The 5,513-nt window shown below is 57.4% G+C and carries 3 rRNA genes; all 3 read right to left on the bottom strand.

Annotated elements, in window-relative coordinates:
• Nucleotides 1–2: 2 nt before the first annotated feature.
• The 3 genes from rrf to ACFSBI_RS16100 all read right to left on the bottom strand — a co-directional run bounded on the left by rrf (nucleotide 3) and on the right by ACFSBI_RS16100 (nucleotide 5,331).
• A 5S ribosomal RNA gene (rrf, locus tag ACFSBI_RS16110) occupies nucleotides 3–119 on the bottom strand.
• 104 nt (nucleotides 120–223) lie between these two features.
• Nucleotides 224–3,340 (bottom strand): 23S ribosomal RNA (locus tag ACFSBI_RS16105).
• A 472-nt stretch (nucleotides 3,341–3,812) separates the two neighbouring features.
• Nucleotides 3,813–5,331 (bottom strand): 16S ribosomal RNA (locus ACFSBI_RS16100).
• The 16S, 23S and 5S rRNA genes sit together here, the layout of an rRNA operon.
• Between the last annotated feature and the right edge of the window lie 182 nt (nucleotides 5,332–5,513).

The following is a 5,513-nucleotide window of genomic DNA, read 5'->3' as shown; positions in this document are numbered from 1 at the left end:
GTGTCCGGCGGTGTCCTACTCTCCCACGAGGTCGCCCTCGCAGTACCATCGGCGCTGAGAGTCTTAGCTTCCGGGTTCGGAATGGGACCGGGCGTTTCCCTCTCGCTATGGCCGCCGAAACGGGTTCGACATGGTGTCGAACGGGTTCCAGTGTGTTGTTCTGGCCCCGATCGTCTGTCGGGAACCACAGAGTGGACGCGAGCATCAGTCGTACTGATGAAGTGTTGTCAAGTCATCGGCTTATTAGTACCGGTCAGCTGCACAGGTCTTTCGTCCCTGCTTCCACATCCGGCCTATCAACCCAGTCGTCTACTGGGAGCCTCTCACCCTCAAGGGGCATGGAAGTCTCATCTTGAAGACGGCTTCCCGCTTAGATGCTTTCAGCGGTTATCCGGTCCGAACGTAGCCAATCAGCGGTGCTCCTGGCGGAACAACTGACACACCAGAGGTTCGTCCATCCCGGTCCTCTCGTACTAGGGATAGATCTTCTCAAACTTCCTACGCGCGCAGCGGATAGGGACCGAACTGTCTCACGACGTTCTAAACCCAGCTCGCGTACCGCTTTAATGGGCGAACAGCCCAACCCTTGGGACCTACTCCAGCCCCAGGATGCGACGAGCCGACATCGAGGTGCCAAACCATGCCGTCGATATGGACTCTTGGGCAAGATCAGCCTGTTATCCCCGAGGTACCTTTTATCCGTTGAGCGACAGCGCTTCCACAAGCCACTGCCGGATCACTAGTCCCGACTTTCGTCCCTGCTCGAGATGTCTCTCTCACAGTCAAGCTCCCTTGTGCACTTACACTCGACACCTGATTGCCAACCAGGTTGAGGGAACCTTTGGGCGCCTCCGTTACTTTTTGGGAGGCAACCGCCCCAGTTAAACTACCCACCAGGCACTGTCCCTGAACCGGATCACGGTTCGAAGTTAGACATCCAGAGCGACCAGAGTGGTATTTCAACAATGACTCCACGAACACTGGCGTGCCCGCTTCAAAGTCTCCCACCTATCCTACACAAGCCGCACCGAACACCAATACCAAGCTATAGTAAAGGTCACGGGGTCTTTCCGTCCTGCTGCGCGTAACGAGCATCTTTACTCGTAGTGCAATTTCGCCGAGTTCGCGGTTGAGACAGCTGGGAAGTCGTTACGCCATTCGTGCAGGTCGGAACTTACCCGACAAGGAATTTCGCTACCTTAGGATGGTTATAGTTACCACCGCCGTTTACTGGGGCTTAAATTCTGAGCTTCGCCTTGCGGCTGACCCTTCCTCTTAACCTTCCAGCACCGGGCAGGCGTCAGTCCGTATACATCGTCTTGCGACTTCGCACGGACCTGTGTTTTTAGTAAACAGTCGCTTCCCACTGGTCTCTGCGGCCTACGGTGCTGCCGGCAGCAAGTGCCTTCACACCATCGGCCCCCCTTCTCCCGAAGTTACGGGGGCATTTTGCCGAGTTCCTTAACCACGATTCTCTCGATCTCCTCGGTATTCTCTACCTGACCACCTGAGTCGGTTTGGGGTACGGGCGGCTTGAACCTCGCGTCGATGCTTTTCTCGGCAGCATAGGATCATCGATTTCGTCTTGACGACTACCCATCGGATCTCAGGCATGTGAGACACGGATTTGCCAATGCCTCGCCCTACATCCTTAGACCGGGACAACCATCGCCCGGCTCGACTACCTTCCTGCGTCACACCTGTTAATACGCTAGCCGCGCAATCTAGCCTTCGGGCGCTCCCCGGTACGACTTCACCCCGAAGGGATCCCTCGTCCGGTTCGGACCCTGGGCATCGAAAGTTTGGCTTGGGCGGTTCTTCGCCGGTACGGGAATATCAACCCGTTGTCCATCGACTACGCCTGTCGGCCTCGCCTTAGGTCCCGACTTACCCAGGGCGGATTAGCCTGGCCCTGGAACCCTTGGTCTTCCGGAGGACGGGTTTCTCACCCGTCTTTCGCTACTCATGCCTGCATTCTCACTCGTGTGGCGTCCACGGCTGGATTCCTCCGCCGCTTCACCCGCCACACGACGCTCTCCTACCGATCCGCACGACTGGACCACGAAGGCCTGTCACAAATGCGAATCCCACGACTTCGGCGGTGTGCTTGAGCCCCGTTACATTGTCGGCGCGGAATCACTTGACCAGTGAGCTATTACGCACTCTTTCAAGGGTGGCTGCTTCTAAGCCAACCTCCTGGTTGTCTATGCAACTCCACATCCTTTCCCACTTAGCACACGCTTAGGGGCCTTAGTCGGTGGTCTGGGTTGTTTCCCTCTCGACGATGAAGCTTATCCCCCACCGTCTCACTGCTGCGCTCTCACTTACCGGCATTCGGAGTTTGGCTGACGTCAGTAACCCGGTGGGGCCCATCGGCCATCCAGTAGCTCTACCTCCGGCAAGAAACACGCAACGCTGCACCTAAATGCATTTCGGAGAGAACCAGCTATCACGAAGTTTGATTGGCCTTTCACCCCTACCCACAGCTCATCCCCCAGGTTTTCAACCCTGGTGGGTTCGGTCCTCCACGACGTCTTACCGTCGCTTCAACCTGGCCATGGGTAGATCACTTCGCTTCGGGTCTAGGACACGCGACTCACTCGCCCTGTTCGGACTCGCTTTCGCTACGGCTACCCCTCACGGGTTAACCTCGCCACGTATCACTAACTCGCAGGCTCATTCTTCAAAAGGCACGCTGTCAGAGCAACAAGGCTCCTCCAACGGTTTGTAAGCAGACGGTTTCAGGTACTATTTCACTCCCCTCCCGGGGTACTTTTCACCTTTCCCTCACGGTACTTGTCCGCTATCGGTCATCTGGGAGTATTTAGGCTTACCAGGTGGTCCTGGCAGATTCACACGGGATTTCTCGGGCCCCGTGCTACTTGGGAACACTTGCGCGCGGTAGCGATGTTTCGACTACGGGATTCCCACCCTCTGTGATCGGCCATTCAATGCCGTTCGTCTACACCGCGACACATACGACGTGCTGGACGGCAGTCCAGCTTCAAGGTCCCACAACCCCGACCATGCAACGCCTGCCGGCTTGACACATGATCGGTTTAGCCTGTTCCGGTTTCGCTCGCCACTACTCACGGAATCACTGTTGTTTTCTCTTCCTGCGGGTACTGAGATGTTTCACTTCCCCGCGTTCCCTCTACCCGCCCTATATATTCAGGCGGGAGTCATCAGGTCGCATTGCTGCGCCTGACGGGGTTTCCCCATTCGGACACCCTCGGATCAAAGCCCGCTTATCGGCTCCCCGAGGCTTATCGCAGATTGCTACGTCCTTCTTCGGCTCCAGATGCCAAGGCATCCACCGTCTGCTCTTCGAAACTTGACCACATACATGAGTATGAATCGTGCCCTCACGCAGGTCTCCCTGCGATCGAGGACATGACCAGTGACCTCAGCTCCATGAAGAAGCCGAGGATCACCATGACCCAACGCGACCGCACCAAAAGGCGCCGACGCGTTGAATCGAAGATGCTCGCGTCCACTGTGTAGTTCTCAACATACGATCGGCACTCCCCCGCCCACCGGACACGTCCGACGGCTTGAGAAGTCCGAGGTACCGGACCGGCAGCAGGGCTTCCCCCACCACCGGCGTCGATCCCTCAGGACCCAACAGCGTGCACGCCACCATCCCGAACCCGGCGAGCGTTCCCCACCCCGCAAGCGAGGCCGTACTGACTCACCGGACCGACCCGGCAGCACATCGTCAACGTTCCACCCTTGAGCAAACCACCCTGGAACATTCGTCCAGGCAGTGGCTCTGGCAGCCGGCCTCGCGACCGACTGCAGAAGCTCCTTAGAAAGGAGGTGATCCAGCCGCACCTTCCGGTACGGCTACCTTGTTACGACTTAGTCCTAATCACCGATCCCACCTTCGACGGCTCCCTCCACAAGGGTTGGGCCACCGGCTTCGGGTGTTACCGACTTTCATGACTTGACGGGCGGTGTGTACAAGGCCCGGGAACGTATTCACCGCAGCGTTGCTGATCTGCGATTACTAGCGACTCCGACTTCATGAGGTCGAGTTGCAGACCTCAATCCGAACTGAGACCGGCTTTTTGGGATTCGCTCCACCTTACGGTATTGCAGCCCTTTGTACCGGCCATTGTAGCATGCGTGAAGCCCAAGACATAAGGGGCATGATGATTTGACGTCATCCCCACCTTCCTCCGAGTTGACCCCGGCAGTCTCCTATGAGTTCCCGCCATTACGCGCTGGCAACATAGAACGAGGGTTGCGCTCGTTGCGGGACTTAACCCAACATCTCACGACACGAGCTGACGACAACCATGCACCACCTGTGCACCTGCCTTGCGGGGAGACTGTTTCCAGCCTTTTCAGGTGCATGTCAAGCCTTGGTAAGGTTCTTCGCGTTGCATCGAATTAATCCGCATGCTCCGCCGCTTGTGCGGGCCCCCGTCAATTCCTTTGAGTTTTAGCCTTGCGGCCGTACTCCCCAGGCGGGGCGCTTAATGCGTTAGCTGCGACACGGAGACCGTGGAATGGCCCCCACATCTAGCGCCCAACGTTTACGGCGTGGACTACCAGGGTATCTAATCCTGTTCGCTCCCCACGCTTTCGCTCCTCAGCGTCAGTAACGGCCCAGAGATCTGCCTTCGCCATCGGTGTTCCTCCTGATATCTGCGCATTCCACCGCTACACCAGGAATTCCAATCTCCCCTACCGCACTCCAGTCTGCCCGTACCCACTGCAGGCGCGAGGTTGAGCCTCGCGTTTTCACAGCAGACGCGACAAACCGCCTACGAGCTCTTTACGCCCAATAATTCCGGACAACGCTTGCACCCTACGTATTACCGCGGCTGCTGGCACGTAGTTAGCCGGTGCTTTTTCTGCAGGTACCGTCACTCTCGCTTCTTCCCTGCTAAAAGAGGTTTACAACCCGAAGGCCGTCATCCCTCACGCGGCGTTGCTGCATCAGGCTTGCGCCCATTGTGCAATATTCCCCACTGCTGCCTCCCGTAGGAGTCTGGGCCGTGTCTCAGTCCCAGTGTGGCCGGTCACCCTCTCAGGCCGGCTACCCGTCGTCGCCTTGGTGGGCCATCACCCCACCAACAAGCTGATAGGCCGCGAGTCCATCCCCAACCGAAATTCTTTCCACCCCACCAGATGCCTGGAAGGGTCGTATCCGGTATTAGACGTCGTTTCCAACGCTTATCCCAGAGTCAGGGGCAGGTTACTCACGTGTTACTCACCCGTTCGCCACTGATCCGCGGAGCAAGCTCCGCTTCACCGTTCGACTTGCATGTGTTAAGCACGCCGCCAGCGTTCGTCCTGAGCCAGGATCAAACTCTCCGTAGAAAACCTGATCTGACTGAGGATGTCTACTGACATCCAATCAATCTCAAAGAAATCTCAACCGGCCAGGAAACCCTGACCGACGAGGTAATTTGGCATTGACAATTGTGCACGCTGTTGAGTTCTCAAAGATCGACCACCCATCCCCCGCCCGACTCACGCCAGACGACCAGAGGTGCCTCGAT

This window comes from Amnibacterium endophyticum, assembly GCF_042680685.1.
In the GTDB taxonomy this organism is placed as follows: domain Bacteria; phylum Actinomycetota; class Actinomycetes; order Actinomycetales; family Microbacteriaceae; genus Amnibacterium; species Amnibacterium endophyticum.
This window is presented reverse-complemented; position numbering and strand designations above follow the sequence as displayed.